Origin of the sequence: Chitinophaga sp. W3I9 (genome assembly GCF_050434025.1) — a bacterium.
Taxonomy (GTDB): Bacteria; Bacteroidota; Bacteroidia; order Chitinophagales; family Chitinophagaceae; genus Chitinophaga.
On the sequence record NZ_JBNPWC010000001.1, the window covers coordinates 4,445,804 to 4,460,622 of the forward strand.

9 protein-coding genes are annotated in these 14,819 nt (G+C 48.7%); 6 read left to right on the forward strand and 3 right to left on the reverse strand.

Going from position 1 to position 14,819, the window contains the following annotated elements:
* Positions 1 to 45: 45 nt before the first annotated feature.
* Positions 46 to 543 carry a PH domain-containing protein gene (locus QFZ51_RS18130; RefSeq protein WP_370910371.1) on the forward strand — a complete coding sequence of 166 codons (498 nt, stop codon included), beginning with the start codon at positions 46 to 48 and terminating at the stop codon, positions 541 to 543.
* 66 nt (positions 544 to 609) lie between these two features.
* Here the strand turns inward: QFZ51_RS18130 and QFZ51_RS18135 are convergent, their stop codons facing one another.
* On the reverse strand, positions 610 to 1,842 hold the full coding sequence (locus QFZ51_RS18135; protein ID WP_429047749.1) for a nucleoside recognition domain-containing protein: 1,233 nt from the start codon (positions 1,840 to 1,842) through the stop codon (positions 610 to 612).
* A gap of 67 nt (positions 1,843 to 1,909) precedes the next feature.
* Here QFZ51_RS18135 and ychF point away from each other — a divergent pair, with 67 nt between their 5' ends.
* The 4 genes from ychF (at position 1,910) to QFZ51_RS18155 (ending at position 10,128) form a co-directional block, all read left to right on the forward strand.
* Entirely contained in the window at positions 1,910 to 3,013 is a 1,104-nt protein-coding gene (gene ychF / locus QFZ51_RS18140) for a redox-regulated ATPase YchF (protein WP_429047750.1), read from the forward strand.
* A gap of 169 nt (positions 3,014 to 3,182) precedes the next feature.
* Positions 3,183 to 6,497 (forward strand): HEAT repeat domain-containing protein, encoded by a 3,315-nt coding sequence (locus QFZ51_RS18145; protein WP_429047752.1) that lies wholly within the window; start codon positions 3,183 to 3,185, stop codon positions 6,495 to 6,497.
* Positions 6,498 to 6,511: 14 nt separating this feature from the next.
* Positions 6,512 to 8,164: an SWIM zinc finger family protein gene (locus tag QFZ51_RS18150; protein ID WP_429047754.1), complete on the forward strand. Its 1,653-nt coding sequence runs from the start codon at positions 6,512 to 6,514 to the stop codon at positions 8,162 to 8,164.
* A 446-nt stretch (positions 8,165 to 8,610) separates the two neighbouring features.
* Positions 8,611 to 10,128 (forward strand): reverse transcriptase family protein, encoded by a 1,518-nt coding sequence (locus tag QFZ51_RS18155; protein ID WP_429047757.1) that lies wholly within the window; start codon positions 8,611 to 8,613, stop codon positions 10,126 to 10,128.
* 74 nt (positions 10,129 to 10,202) lie between these two features.
* Here the strand turns inward: QFZ51_RS18155 and QFZ51_RS18160 are convergent, their stop codons facing one another.
* Together QFZ51_RS18160 and metX are read right to left on the reverse strand one after the other, a co-directional pair.
* The gene (locus QFZ51_RS18160) at positions 10,203 to 13,064 is read right to left on the reverse strand and encodes a TonB-dependent receptor (protein ID WP_370910377.1); all 2,862 of its coding nucleotides are present in this window, start codon (positions 13,062 to 13,064) and stop codon (positions 10,203 to 10,205) included.
* Between the two features lie 158 nt (positions 13,065 to 13,222).
* Positions 13,223 to 14,260, reverse strand: a complete 1,038-nt coding sequence (gene metX, locus QFZ51_RS18165; RefSeq protein ID WP_429047761.1) for a homoserine O-acetyltransferase MetX — start codon at positions 14,258 to 14,260, stop codon at positions 13,223 to 13,225.
* A 124-nt stretch (positions 14,261 to 14,384) separates the two neighbouring features.
* Here metX and QFZ51_RS18170 point away from each other — a divergent pair, with 124 nt between their 5' ends.
* Positions 14,385 to 14,804: an OsmC family protein gene (locus QFZ51_RS18170; RefSeq protein ID WP_370910379.1), complete on the forward strand. Its 420-nt coding sequence runs from the start codon at positions 14,385 to 14,387 to the stop codon at positions 14,802 to 14,804.
* Positions 14,805 to 14,819 lie beyond the last annotated feature (15 nt).

Sequence of the window (14,819 nt, forward strand, 5' to 3'; positions counted from 1 at the left end):
CAATTTTTTTTATCTTACTCACCGAACTAAAGGAGAGCCATATATATGAGATACGCTGCCCCGTTGGATGATAACTCGAAGATTGTAACGAACCTGGTCATCATTATTACGCTTGTGTTTTTATGCAGACAGATGACGGATGTTTCGCATGATGCAGTTACCACTACCATGTTTTTGTTTATCCTGGTGCCAGCCATCCTGGTAGCCTGGTGTCTGAGCCCCCGGTATTACATTCTAACGGCTACGACTATACTTATCAAGCGCCCGCTGCATAGCATTACCATTCAGCTGGAAGATGTGGTAAGACTGAGAAGCATCACGGAAGAAGACCTGGGCACAAGCTCCCGCTTACTGGGATTAGGAGGCATTTTCGGGTACCTCGGTACCTACCGTTCCAGTGAAATAGGCAAGTACCAGCGCTGGTGTACCAGCCGGGAAAACCTGGTGCTGATAGAATCACTCAACAGGAAATGGCTGATCAGCCCCACCGGTGCAGATGATTTTGTGAAACGGGTGAATGCCACGATTAATGTACCAGCTTAATAGCTATAAATGAAAAAAGGAAGGCTGAATGCCTTCCTTTTTTCATTTATAGCATACTCCGGTGATTTAATGAAAGAAGAGATAGCCGAGTAATATTGCGCAGAGCATACCAAAGAAGTCGGCAATCAGTCCGGCTGCCAGGGCATACCGTGTGAGTTTGATATTGACTGAGCCAAAATACACTGCGAGCACGTAAAAGGTAGTTTCTGTGGTACCCTGTATAATGCTGGCCAGTTTACCCACAAAAGAATCCGGTCCGTGCGTTTTCAGGATATCCACCATCAGGGCACGGGCGCCTCCGCCACTCAGCGGTTTCATAAAGGCCACCGGCAGGGCAGGAACAAAATCCGTATTGAACCCCATCGCCGCAAACAAGAGTCCGATGCCGTTGGTAATATAGTCGAGGCAACCGGTGGTCCGGAACACGCTGATCGCTACCAGCATACCCACCAGGTAGGGAATAATTCTTACAGATACCTGGAAACCTTCTTTCGCCCCCTCAATAAAGGCATCGTATACGTTGATCTTTTTTACCATCCCTGCCACCAGGAAAATGATAACAATGCTGAAAATGATCGCGCCACCGAGGGAAGCCGTTTTAGGGCCTATCTCCGCAGGAGGTAAACTGCGGACCCAAAACCATAAAGCAGCCATAATCCCGGCAAACAGGGCCAGGAATACCAAGACAGGGAGTTTAAAAAGATTGATTTTCTGATAGATGGAAACCACAAACATCCCCATGATAAAGGCCATGAAGGTGGATATCAGGGTAGGGATGAAGATATCCGCCGGGTTAGCCGCACCCGCGGCCAGCCGTATGGCAATCACAGAAGTGGGGATCAGCACCACGCCGGCTGTATTCAGCACCAGGAACATGATCTGCGGATTACTCGCTTCCTCCGGCCGGGGATTGATCTCCTGCAGCTCCTTCATCGCCTTCAGCCCCATAGGCGTGGCGGCATTATCCAGTCCCAGCATGGTGGCAGAGAAGTTCATCATCATAGACCCCATGGCCGGATGCCCCTTCGGCACCTCCGGGAACAGCTTGGAAAAGAAAGGATTTACCAGCCTGGAAAACCGGTTGATCATACCGGCCACCTCGCCGATCCGCATGATGCCCAGCCATAAAGTCATGATGCCGGCCAGTCCCAGGGAGATCTCTGCACCGGTTTTGGCGCTGGCAAACATGCCGTTCATAATCTCCCCAAAAATAGACGCATCATGTAAAACTACTGACTTGAAAAGTGCTACAACAAATGCAATAAGAAAAAATCCCAGCCATACGTAGTTTAATGCCATTAGATTATTGGTTTATTCAATCAACAAATAAACTAAAATAAACCTATCTTTGCGCAAATTTTAAAAAATGGCTTTGCAAGTTGGAATTGTAGGATTGCCGAATGTAGGAAAATCGACTTTATTTAATGCGGTGAGCAACAGCGCTAAGGCGCAGGCCAGTAACTACCGCTTCTGTACTATAGAACCTAACGTTGGCCAGGTGGATGTACCGGACGAACGTATGCATAAACTGGCAGAGCTGGTAAAGCCTGACCGCGTGGTGCCTACTACCATCGAGTTTGTGGACATTGCCGGCCTGGTTAAAGGCGCCAGCAAAGGGGAAGGTCTGGGAAACAAGTTCCTGGCCAATATCCGTGAGGTGGATGCGATCGTTCACGTGATCCGCTGCTTTGAAGATGAAAACATCCTCCGCGAAGAAGGAGAGATCAACCCTGTCAGCGATAAGGAAATCATTGACACCGAATTACAGCTGAAAGACCTCGACAGCGTGGAGCGTAAAGTAGCCCGTACCGAGAAAATGGCTAAAACCGGTGGCGATCCAAAAGCAAAGATTGAATTCGAAATACTGAAAAGATGCCAGGAACACCTGGAGAAAGGCCGTAACATCCGTGAACTGGGCCTCAGTAAAGAAGAACGGGTAGCCATTGCCGACCTGTTCCTGCTCACTGAAAAACCAGTACTGTACGTAGCCAACGTAGATGAAGCATCCCTTCATACCGGTAACAAATTTTCAAATGCCCTCCAGGAATCTGTGAAAGCAGAAAATGCCCAGGTAATTATCATGAACAACTCGATCGAAGCACAGATCTCCGAAATGGAAGATCCTGCCGATAAAGAATTGTTCCTGGGAGAATATGGCCTGACTGAACCCGGCCTGAACCGCTTAATCCGTTCTGCCTACAACCTGCTGGAACTGATCACCTACTTCACTGCCGGCGTGCAGGAAGTACGCGCCTGGACCATCCATAAAGGCTGGAAAGCTCCCCAGGCTGCCAGCGTAATCCACACCGATTTTGAGAAAGGCTTCATTAAAGCAGAAGTAATTGCTTATGAAGATTACGTAAAATACGGATCTGAAGCAGCTGCCCGTGACAACGGCCGTCTGCGCATTGAAGGTAAAGAATACATCGTTGCCGACGGGGATGTTATGCACTTCCGCTTTAACGTTTAAAAATACTTCTGGATAAGATCCATGAAGGTTACAACAAAAAGACGGGCCGGCCATCCGGCCCGTTGCTATGTTACCCCTAACGTATATGCATATATTAATTATATAACCCCCCATACGCCAAATTCAAAATTCTTTTATTAGCTTAGCCACCTATTTTTAATGTTAGCTCATGCGTATTGTCAGGAACGTAAAACTCTTTTTCCGGGAAGGAAACTCGGATAAGACCTATGAAATTGATCTTTGTGAGGTTGGCCCGGAACAGTATATTGTTAACTTCAGATATGGTAAACGCTTCGGTACCCTGAAAGACGGTACCAAAACTATAAGCCCCGTAACATTATCTGCCGCCACCACTATATTCGATGGTCTTGAAAAAGAAAAAAGAAGTAAAGGTTATCTGGGAGAACAGGAAGCTGTTCAGGATCTGTCGTTTACCCCGGTAGATACTACCCTCGTGGAAAACGTGAAACACCGCGCCATCCTGAAACGTTTACAAGATGCGGTAGAAGGGAAAAGCAGCTTTAAAACTGCCTGGAGCACTTCCCGCGTAATATGGCGGGCCGGTGAAGAAAAGATAAAGGAAGCCGTTCCCTACCTGATCAAGCTCGTGGAAAAAGGCGACGGACTGCAACGCTATGCAGCTCTCTGGGCGCTGGGTAAATCAGGCGACCCCGCGGCCATCCCGGTACTCCGCTCTTATGCCGATAACAGCTCCCGCCCCCTGAATATCAGGATGCTGGCCGCCAATGGCCTGCTACTGCTATTGCCAACGGAAGAACGGGCTGCACATGTGCGTTCCTATCTCCAACGGCTGCCCGAAATATTCCAGCAGGCGGTTGCCAAAGGAAGTACAGAAGAATTGCTCACACTGTTGCAGCAACGGGTCATCACACAACAGGAGCAAAGCTACCCGCTGCTGGAAGACTTATACATCGTAGCCTTTGAACATTCCGCTGTGAGAATTGCCATCGGCAACTTCCTCATGCACCTGCCTTTCAGGCCATCCTGGTTCCAGCATATCCGCCATATCTTCAAACAGGCGGAACTGCGCGGCGATCAGGGAATTGTAGCCATCCTGGCTGCACGTTTCGAAAGGGAAGCCCCTATGTTTAAGAACCCGGGTACGAGTATAGATTATAACGATAAGCCGTTTGTTCCAAACACTTATATACCGGAACTGAAAGAATCTGTACAGGCAGATAAAGAACTGAAAAGGCCCACCAGTAAAGTTGCATTTTCAGACAGGACCCGTAATTACCTTCATTACCGCGTATTCCGCAACCTGCGCCAGTTCGGTGAACAAAATGACGATCATTATGTTCGCCTCGCTACCGCCCTGTTGCTGCAATACGAAGAAAGCAGGGATGCGGCCAAAGAATACCAGACCCGCGAACATACCTGGGTGAATGGCCGCTATGAAAGCTTCTACCGCCAGTTTCCGGCTAATTCAAAACTGGTATACCTCAACTATATCCTCCGCGGAAACGCCGCCAACCTGCAATTAACGCCCGATCACAAGGAATGGGTTTTCAAAGATGACGGAGCACCTAATGCACAGGGACGGACGAAACTGACATCAGGTAGCAACCCCGACGCCGCGAAAGACAAAGGCGGCCTGCTGAAGAAACTCTTCGGCTGGCTGGGTGGTGAAAAGAACGCACCAGCATCGGCCGTACCGCCGGAGTATAAGGCATCACCGGCACAACCGGTGAGCGATGTGCCATTCCTGCAACTGTGGCAAAAGTTACCGCAGGCTTTCATCCAGCTGCTCATATCCGCACGCATGGAAGCGATCCACATCTTTGCCATGGAGCAACTGAAAGCCCATCCGGATTACAGCACCCTGAAAGATAAAATGGATGAAGGCGTGATTACCGGGCTGCTGGCTAACGCATTTTCCATTCCATCCATGTTCGGGTTGGAACTGGCCAAAGAAAGATACGATCCCGCCAACCCGTCGTTGCGGCTATTATACATACTGGTGATGAGCCCACTGGATCTGGCCCGTTTACAGGGACTGCAGTGGATCAGCGAAAATGAGCCGGTTTGCTTTGCGGACATGGACTTCCTCATGCAGCTGATATTTTCGCCCTATAAGGAAGTGCGCGGCTTTGCCCGTAAGCAACTTAAACCGGCGTACCTGCCATTGGATAAGGCGAGAATACTCTCTGCAAAAGCAATTACTTCGTTGCTGGCATTGAAAACATCCACGCCGGCAGGCAATGAAAACCTGAATGATGGCTGTAATATCCTGGAGCAACATTGCCGGGAGGCACTAACGGAAACCGGCATGCCGGATATAGAAGCGTTGCTGCAAAGCCCGGTAGCGGCCAATCAGGCATTCGCGGCGCGCCTGCTGCTCCTGAAACAAGGAGCGTTTAACTTCAGCGAAGTATCCGACGCGATGTTGAAACAGCTGATCAGCAATGAATTCCAGCCGGTAAGAGCTGCCGGTGTGGAAGTGCTGGAAGCAATGGGCGTCGATGAATTATTGAAAAGACCAGAACTGGTACTCCATATATTATTAAGTACGTACACGGATGTACGTAATGCGGTACGCCCACTTATCAGCCGGCTGGTACAGCAGGATAAACGCATGGCCGTTTACCTGGTAAATGAACTGGTGCCACTGCTCATGCGCAAGGAAACCGGGGAAGGCATGCATGCCGATATTGAAGCCACCCTCAGCAATGAGCTGGTTGACTATTTACAGGATATCGACACTGCTACTGCTTTACGCCTGCTGTACGCCAATTACAGGTCGGCACAACAATTCGGATTGCTGGTACTTGATAAATATATTCCTGCATCGGCGCTGTCCGTGAAACAGGTAATTGCTGCCGGTAATCATGAACTGCTGAAAGTAAGGGAGTGGAGCTGGCATTTTTACTACAACAACGTCGCCCGTATACGTTTTGAAAGAGACGCCGCTATTGGCCTGCTCGATGCGAAATGGGACGACACCCGGCAGGAAGCAATGGAATTTTTCAGAACGCAGTTTACGGATAACGACTGGTCGCCGGAAACACTGGTGGCGGTGGCCGACAGCGTGCGGCCCGATATCCAGGCCTTTGGCCGGGAATTGCTGCTGCGCTTCTTCCGCGAACAGGACGGACAAACCTACCTGCTGAAATTAAGCCAACACCCAAGTGAAAGCATGCAGTTATTTGCGACTAACTACCTGCAGCAATATGCCGCTGGCAACCTGGTGTTTCTGCAACAGCTGGAACATTATTTCCGGGTGGTACTAAGCAGGGTAAACAAAGCCCGCGCTGCCAAGGAACGGATTTTCGTATTCCTGGAAAAGGAAGCCATGAAGTCGGAGGAAGCAGCTGCTTATATCGGTCATATTATTGCGCATATATCCGCTACTGTAGCCATTGGCGACAAAGCCCGCTGCATTGCCATAATGCGTAGTATCCAGGAACGGTATGCGGTAGAACTGCCGATTGAAATAGTGCCAACAGCGATTAGAGTATCTTAAAAAGTAATCCATTTATGTTATTCAATTACAGATACAGCGGGAACTCCAACGTGTTCAGCAATGCCACCGCTGCGGGCATTTCCTTTGCACCGGATACCCGTCGTGACCCTACCTTTTTTGTGGGTAAGCTGCATAAAAAAATAGCTTTCCGGGAGGCCATCTCCGCCCTGCATGATGTAGTGGTATCCGATCTGCGCTTTAAACCGAAAGATAAAACAGCCTATAAAGAATGGGCCGCCCAGCAGGAAACAGTGTGGCTGGCGGAGTTCATGAACGGCTATGATGCGCAGGCGGCCGATCAGCGGATAGACGCGCTGAGAGGGGAACTCAATGGTATTTACCAGGAGAAGGAAAAAGTGATGGCCCCTTTTTATAAAGCCCGTAAAAATTATTTCGATTACTTATACCAGAAAGACCGTGATGCCTGGTTTGTACTGGACCCGGTGATCAGCGTACATCCGGATGAACTGTTCTTTGAATGTTTCAGCCAGGACGAATCTACCTACGGAAAGCTGAGTGCGAGTTATAATGTTTTCAAAGAAGTGAACGAGTTTGAATGCGGCACTACCAATATTGATTATTCCGCATCGCTTTATAACGAATTCCAGAAGATCCGTGATTATAAGGAAACAGATTTTAAGATTGATCCAGCCGGCTTCCAGGTGCAAACCTCGCAGGAGGAACTATATCATGAAGTAAAGATCGATTTGCCCGATAGCTGGGTGAGGGGCTTTCTGCAGGTGAGTTCTGCGATGACACTGCCCGCCGCAACGTTTGACCTGCATCCGATGGATGTATATAATTTCTGTTCCTGGCTGCGGCGCTTCAAAGAAAAACACGGGCCACGGTCGATCCGTTTTATCCTGGAACCCGGTAAACCGGTACGTGCAGTGTTTGAGCCATGGAACCAGGAAATCGTATGTGCAAGATCGTTATACACCGGCCCGCAAAGCAGGGAGATCAGGATATGGGGGAGAAGACGGTTGCTGATCCTGGAAAGGCTGATTCCAATTGCGAAGAAGTTCACCGTGCATCTTACCGGTAACGGGTTGCCATCCTTTTATGTAGCAGATCTTGGCGATATGCAGTTTACACTGGGGCTCAGCGGATGGACCGCCAACGACTGGTCGCGCGCCGGGCAGTTTGACCTTATGGCGCCAAGAGCAGACGTGAGCGACGTAGCAAAGCTCACCGTTTTTGAAGACCTGAAAACCAGGTGGATGGCTAAACCGGAAACGATTGTTGCCGCCACCGGCCTTGATAGGGCTACCGTATTGGGGGCACTGGGAATTTATACCCAGGCAGGCAAAGTAATTTACGATCTGCACACTGGCTTTTACCGCCTCCGTGAACTGAGTCGTGAGCCACTGCCGCTGGACCAGCTGCGCTTTGCCAATCCGCAGGAAGGGGAAGCCACCAAACTGGTGCAGGCCGGAAAAGTGGAACTGACGGTTACCGATATCCCGGGAGTAGGCTTGCAGCTGAAAGGAAATGTAAAAGGTGTGCAACGTATATACCATCCCGTTATTACCATTGATGCGGATGAAAGATTAAGTAATGCACACTGCGACTGTAATTTTTATAGTACGAATAAATTATACAAAGGGCCGTGCGAACACATGCTGGCACTGCGTATAGCGCATTCGGAAAATAAAGCGGTAAAATAATTTAAGGAGGTGTTTTTATTTCCGGAGATTATTTTCTACCTTGCTGACTCGTTAATAACAAAGATCTTTGTAAAGAGGAATTGATTGCACTTGCGCCCGAAAAGGGACGAATGATGTTTCGTCATTCAGGTATTCTGACTATACATGCTTCACTAAATGCAATCTTTACTTTGGGAGGGGGCTACGGTACGCATATTTCCAGTAGAAGCCCCCTGGGCTGAAATATGCGTACCGTAGCCCCCTCCCTGGAGTTGATTGATTTAGTCAATGGTTTGCACGAAGGCCTTTTCCTCTTTACAGAATTTTGTTTCCCCTTCTCAGCAGGGCCGTATCACCGCCCATTTTCCACCCTTTTACTGGTATTTTATTTTAGACGACCGGATTTTTATTACGGATAGGCTCCGTTGTCAAAGTCATGAAACAGCATAAATACAAACATATTTATCATGTCCTTAACCCGTCAACAACTGTACGATAAGATACGTGCATCCTCTAAAGAGGAATATATATTACAGGAAATGACACGCCTGGGTTTCTGGGCCGAAAATGTGGCGCAGCCTTCACCTGCGGCTACCCTCATCCAGAAGGAAAATGAGGTGCGCCGGCAGTTGAACGATCTGATGAACGAACGGCAGCGATACCGCAACAAGCGGGCAATGCTGGAAGATATGCGCAAGGCCCGCATGGCAAAAGCTAAACTGAAAAGGGAAGAAACAAAACAACGCCGCGAAATCGCAAGAAAAGAAAGAGCCGCCGCATGGGCCATCACCAAAGATCAGCAGATCGTATATCTTGGTGAGGAAGTATCTGCCGGCTTAAATAAAGTGGTGCCGGATGTAGCGCAACTCCAAAAGTTCGGACTGCCGGTATGGGCCGACGCTACCGCGTTAGCCAACGCTATGGGCATCACCATCGGCAAACTGAGGTATTTATCTTTTAACCGGAAAGTCGGGCATCATACCCACTATCAACGTTTTCAGATCCCAAAAAAATCCGGTGGCGCCCGCACCATTTCTGCGCCGATGCCGCAACTGAAAGCCGCACAACACTGGATCCTGGAGAATATTCTCTATAAAATAAAAAATGATGAATCAGCTCACGGCTTCGTACCGGGCAGATCTATCGTTACCAACGCAGCGCCACATACCGGTCAGGATATCGTGATCAACATTGATCTGCGCGACTTCTTCCCGTCAATTGAATACAAACGGGTAAAAGGACTATTCTGTAAACTCGGATACGCTGAACAGGTAGCTACCATACTAGCGCTTATTTGTACAGAACCGGAAGTAGATGAAGTACTGCTCGATGGCCGCAAATACTATGTGGCTAAAACAGCCCGGCATCTCCCGCAGGGAGCCCCTACCAGCCCCGCTATTACAAACCTGATCTGTTATAAGCTGGACAGGCGTTTTGCAGGTTTGGCGGCAAAGTACGGATACGCCTATACGAGATATGCAGACGACATGACATTTTCTGCCAAAGGCCCGGCTGCAGATAAAGCAGGACAATTGCTGCGTGCCGTGAAAATGTTTGTAAAAGAAGAAGGTTTTACCATCCACCCCGATAAACTAAAGGTGATGCGTAAAGGAGATAAACACGAAGTAACGGGCATCGTGGTAAATGAAAAGCTGAGCCTGGACCGTACCACCCTGCGTAAATTCCGCGCCTTGCTACACCATGTAGAGAAAACCGGTTTAGCCAATAAAAGCTGGGGCAAAGGAAAAAATATTATCAGCAGCATGGAAGGATACGCCAACTTTGTATACATGGTGAAACCGGAACTGGGCGCAAAGCTGAAAGCCACACTGGGCGCATTGCTGCAAAGGGAAGATATTAAGGCAGAAGCCCGCAGCCTGTGGACAGGAGAAAGCACGGCTAAAAAAATTACGCCACAGGTCAATGCCATACCACTCAACAATCCAACCACCCCGTCGGACAAACCCTGGTGGGACGTAGTATAACAATCGACAAACAAATATAAAAAGCCCCGGGTATTATTTTCTGACAAGAAAACAGTATCCGGGGCTTCTTCTTTTTATAAATTATAGCCTATAGAAATATAGCCTTGTGTGCCAATAGTGGGATTACCCCACGACTGTATATATTTCTTATTCAGGATATTGGCGGCGCCCAGTTTTACCGTGGTTTTAGCCTTCGGGAAAAACTTACTCACCATTGCATCCAATGTGCCATAGGCAGGAATTTCGCTAAGACCGGCGGCATTTAAATTAGGTCCTACGAAAGACGACTGCCATATGAAGGAGTCCTGCCATTTCCATAATACGTTAAACGCAAAATTGGAATTGGCAATGTTGCGGTTACCGAAATTCAGGCTGTAGCGCACCTTTGGTGTGTTATACATCGTCATAAATGAACCCAGGTCCTTTTCATTGGTGAGTTCATTATAAGAGATGTTACCACCGGCGGTGAAATTGAGCGGCAGGCTGTAATCCAGTCCCAATGCCCATCCCCAGGAATGCACTACTTCAGTGGCGCTTACCGGTACAGAGAATATATTATTCTTTGCAGGATCTGCGGTTGGTTGCACCAGCACCTGTGTACCATTCATATTCTTGAAATCATTTTTATAGATATAGGCATCCACCAGCAATTGTTTTGCGATTACTGCCTTATAACCTATTTCATATGCCTGGATCCTTTCCGGCAGGAATTCGCGGAAAACATACTGTTGGGGAGCCCCCGCCTGTACCGACTGGAGAGAGAACACCGGTCCTTTATCCAGGCCATAACGTTCGCGGAGGAACGGTAACCCGCCGATCAGGTGTGCCTGTGGCGTTACGAGATCGATATACTGATCCTGGTTGTGTGGAATACGGAAGCCTGTTTGATAGGAAGCGCGGATATTATGCGTACCGAGGAACGTATATACAGCTGACAAACGTGGACTAAACTGGCCTTTAAAATTCATGTTCTTATCATAGCGCAGGGAGCCGGTCAGTTTCACGTGGTCCTCTATGATCTTTTTCATGATCTGCACATAACCGCCATACTCATTGATACGGAATTCATCGCCGTTGTCATCTACTGCAAATAGTGTTTTTTCTGAGTTCAGCGCATAGCGGCGGTAGTTGCCGCCTACCAGTATTTCAGCAAAGTGAATCAGGTTATGGAAGTTGTACATGAACTCTGCCTGATACAGGTTGGTTTTATCGGTGAACTTAGCGCCCACACCGGAAGCGTCTCCGGGTATGGGTTTGTTCTTCACTTTATCTGCGGCAGCATCAAACTCTGGTGTGCCTGGGATCAGGCGGCCCTTGTCGGCATTGGTTCTGGCAGCGCCGATAAAGTTGGCCTGCTGTGATTGAACTGCCGCCTGGGCAGCAGCAAATGCAGCGGGAATTCCTTGTCCGAGGTTATTGGTAAAAGTTGTTTTAAAAAGATTGCCTGCGGCCAGTCCATAGGTACCGAAGTATTCACTATACCACTGCTGACTGGTTTTCCAGGCCTCATTGATACCGGCAGCCAGGGTACCACCGGCGTAGCTGTCGCCCGCCCTTTCCTGTGTAGTGTATAATCTTACATAGAAGTCAGGGCTCTTCAATTCCACTTTATACTGGCCCATGTTGAAGTTTTTCAGGGAATAGCGGTCAGCTCCTGTGTACACGGTAGTACCGGAGCCATAGCTGCCCTGTAAAATGGCTTCGAGATTGGTGGTGAGCCGGTAATGCAATGCAGCATTCAGTTTGAGGTTTTTGGTAGTATAGTCTACTACGTCCGCTTCGTTGTAACCGGTGCGGGTTACGTTCGACATATTCTGCGGAGGCAGGATTGCATTATATAACTGATCCGGTGTGAGGGCGCCTCCCAGTTGCTGCGACAATGCAACCATTTGCGGCATCAGGGCAGGTTTCAGGCCGGTGTACATATTTACGGTATTCTCATCTCCATATACATTCACGCCATTATAGCCTTCATTATTAGCGCGGGTGCCATTTTCGAGGGTATGACCGTTTGCCAGGCTCTGGTCGCGGTGATCATATGCCTGCCAGTCCTTCGCCTGTAAATAGCCTACGTTCAGCTTAAAGGCAACCTTGTCACTAAAGGCATGTGCGTAACGCACAGATACATCGTAATACCCGGTAGTGGCGGTAGAGCGGCCTGCATCATTGAGGAAACCGGTTTTTACAAGGGCGCTGAGTCCCTGGTACTGGAACGGGTTTTTGCTGTTCATCAGGAGGATACCATTGAGGGCATTGGGGCCATACAACGCAGATGCCGCGCCAGGGATGAGTTCCATGTTGTCGAGATCCACTTCCGGAATGCCCACCATGTTGCCCACGGCGAAGTTCAGCCCGGGGGCCTGGTTGTCCATTCCATCATTCAGTTGCAGCACGCGGGTATTACCATTGCTGTTAAAGCCGCGGGTATTCACTGATTTGAACGTTAAGCTCTGGGTGCTCATTTCAACGCCTTTCAGGTTGGCCAGCGCATCATAATAAGAGGGTGCGGGGGAGGCCTTCAGGGCGCGGGCATCCAGTTTTTCGATGGACACCGGTGATTGAAGGATGCTTTCCTGTGTACGGCTGGCGGCTACTACTACCTCCTGGCCGAGAATTTCAGTGGAGCTGAGTTCTATTACCAGTTTGTCCGCCGCAGAGGAGACTTCCCGCTCTTCTGTTTTGAAGCCTACGTAGGAGAATACCAGTGTTAACGGGAACGCATGTGTGGTTCTGAGGGTAAAAGCGCCTCCGCTGCCGGTGATAGTCCCGGTATTGGAGCCTTTAACTGCTACGGTTACACCGGGCATGACGTTGCCGGAACCTTTTTCGCGTACAGTACCATTAAGGGAGACAGGGTTTTGGGCCGAAATTATCTGGGTCAGGGATAATAAAAGCACCAGGCAGCCGATGAAGGCTTTGATTAGAATGCTTCTCATACACGATGGATTTATAAAAGGTTTAGACTCGGTTTAAATAAATATAAAGAAAAAAAACCGCATATAGCCATCGGGAGTGCAGGGGATTAAAATAAAAATGCAACAGGGTCATCCTGCTGCATCTATCTTGTTATAATACCTTAAAAATCAATGTGCTGTTATTGCATCCATTCCTGTAAAATGCTGCCGATCTTCTCAAATTCTATCAGGAAACCATCATGTCCGTACGAAGAATCTATTTCATGATAAGTAGCGTGTGGAAGATGTGCCGCTATAAACTGCTGTTCCTCCGGCGGGCATAAAATGTCACTGCTGATGCCTATGAGCAGGGTAGGCTGCTGAATATGAGAAAGGGTAGTGGTAATATCTTCATGACGGCCACGGGCAATATTATGGCTGTCCATTGCCTTGGTGAGCAGCCAGTACGACTGCGCATTAAAGCGTTTTACGAGTTTGTCGCCCTGGTAAATGATATAGGAGGAAGCCCTGAAATTATCGGTCTTCTCTTTATCTTCATCTGATTGCGCGCGCACGAAGGTGTGGTAGTTGCGATAAGTAAGCATACCAATAGCCCTGGCGGCTTTCAGCCCTTTCGATCCTGCGCTGTGGTTGTTGTCCTGCCACGTATCATCCGCTTCAATGGCCAGTCGCTGCGCAGTATGGATGGCAATACCCCAGGCGCTTTCCGCGGCTCCTGTGCACAGCAGGAACAGACGGTCGGTAACAGCCGGCTCCAGCGAGGCCCATTCCAGTGCCTGGTAGCCGCCCATAGAACCGCCGATCAGCAGGTGGATACGGGGAATCTGCAGCTGCTTCCTGAGCAGGATATGCGCCTGTACCATATCCCGGATGGTAATGGTAGGAAACTGCCGATACCATGGATGGCCGGTTTCCGGGTTTACAGTATGCGGACCGCTGCTGCCATAGCAGGACCCAATGATATTAGCACACACAATGAAATGCCTGGAAGGGTCGATCGCTTTACCGGGTCCGATTAAGCCAGTCCACCAGTCAGCCGCATCACTGTTGGCGGTTAAGGCATGACATACCCAAACCACGTTGCTGCCATCTTCTTTCATCGTACCATACGTATGATACGCGATATGTAATCCCGGTAATACTTCGCCGGATTCTAACCGGAATGCTGTTTGACTGTGAAATACCTTTGCCGACAATGCTTCTTCGAATTTGCGCAAAACTACAATATCAGAATTAAAAATTGCAAAATAGCGTCGGTGATTTATGAATTAGGGAGGAATGACGGCCACTGCATAAATCCTGATGGTTTTATTTATCTTTGTTGAAGATAACCTAATAATCATGAAGATAGCATTACAAAGAGTAGATGACGGATTTAATATGGAGGCAGTAGATGAAGGCGGCCACAAAGTACTGATGGACTCATCTCTGGAAAATGGCGGTAAGAATAACGGAGTAAGACCTATGCAAATGGTGATCATGGGCCTTGGTGGTTGTTCTGCCATTGATGTGATGATGATCCTGAAGAAACAACGCCAGGAAGTAACCGATTTCCGTATTGAAATTGACGCAGAAAGAGAAAAAGGAAAAGAACCTTCCCTCTGGGAAACGGCTCACCTGGTATTTCATCTCAAAGGTAATATTGATCCCGATAAAGCAGCGCGCGCTGTGGAATTGTCTATGAACAAATATTGTTCTGTGGCGGAAACCCTGCGTCAGGGTAAAACAAAACTGACCTGGGAAGTGAAACTGAACGCATAAATGCTGTAACTACCA

What these genes read in the sequence shown, in the direction of transcription:
- QFZ51_RS18130 (WP_370910371.1), top strand. Translation starts at nt 46, where the DNA reads ATGAGATACGCTGCCCCGTTGGATGATAACTCGAAGATTGTAACGAAC.
- QFZ51_RS18135 (WP_429047749.1), bottom strand. Translation starts at nt 1,842, where the DNA reads ATGGCATTAAACTACGTATGGCTGGGATTTTTTCTTATTGCATTTGTT.
- ychF (WP_429047750.1), top strand. Translation starts at nt 1,910, where the DNA reads ATGGCTTTGCAAGTTGGAATTGTAGGATTGCCGAATGTAGGAAAATCG.
- QFZ51_RS18145 (WP_429047752.1), top strand. Translation starts at nt 3,183, where the DNA reads ATGCGTATTGTCAGGAACGTAAAACTCTTTTTCCGGGAAGGAAACTCG.
- QFZ51_RS18150 (WP_429047754.1), top strand. Translation starts at nt 6,512, where the DNA reads ATGTTATTCAATTACAGATACAGCGGGAACTCCAACGTGTTCAGCAAT.
- QFZ51_RS18155 (WP_429047757.1), top strand. Translation starts at nt 8,611, where the DNA reads ATGTCCTTAACCCGTCAACAACTGTACGATAAGATACGTGCATCCTCT.
- QFZ51_RS18160 (WP_370910377.1), bottom strand. Translation starts at nt 13,064, where the DNA reads ATGAGAAGCATTCTAATCAAAGCCTTCATCGGCTGCCTGGTGCTTTTA.
- QFZ51_RS18170 (WP_370910379.1), top strand. Translation starts at nt 14,385, where the DNA reads ATGAAGATAGCATTACAAAGAGTAGATGACGGATTTAATATGGAGGCA.